At 48.6% G+C, this 276-nt stretch carries 1 rRNA gene; it reads right to left on the bottom strand.

Features of this window, described 5'->3' with window-relative positions:
• Positions 1 to 276 (bottom strand): 23S ribosomal RNA (locus MRBLMS1_RS18865); the annotation flags it as partial.

Here is a 276-nt window from a genome sequence, read left to right as displayed (position 1 = left end):
GGGCTTACGGCGTGGAGGCTTTTCACCCCCATTATCGCTACTCATGTCAGCATTCGCACTTCTGATACCTCCAGCATCCTTTACAAGACACCTTCGCAGGCTTACAGAACGCTCTCCTACCATATATATCTGTGATAAATCACAGAACAATATCCGCAGCTTCGGTGACTGGCTTAGCCCCGTTACATCTTCCGCGCAGGACGACTCGATCAGTGAGCTATTACGCTTTCTTTAAATGATGGCTGCTTCTAAGCCAACATCCTGACTGTTTTAGCC

Source organism: Massilia sp. LMS1-1-1.1 (assembly GCF_040815535.1).
In the GTDB taxonomy this organism is placed as follows: Bacteria; Pseudomonadota; Gammaproteobacteria; order Burkholderiales; family Burkholderiaceae_D; genus Janthinobacterium; species Janthinobacterium aestuarii.
This window is presented reverse-complemented; position numbering and strand designations above follow the sequence as displayed.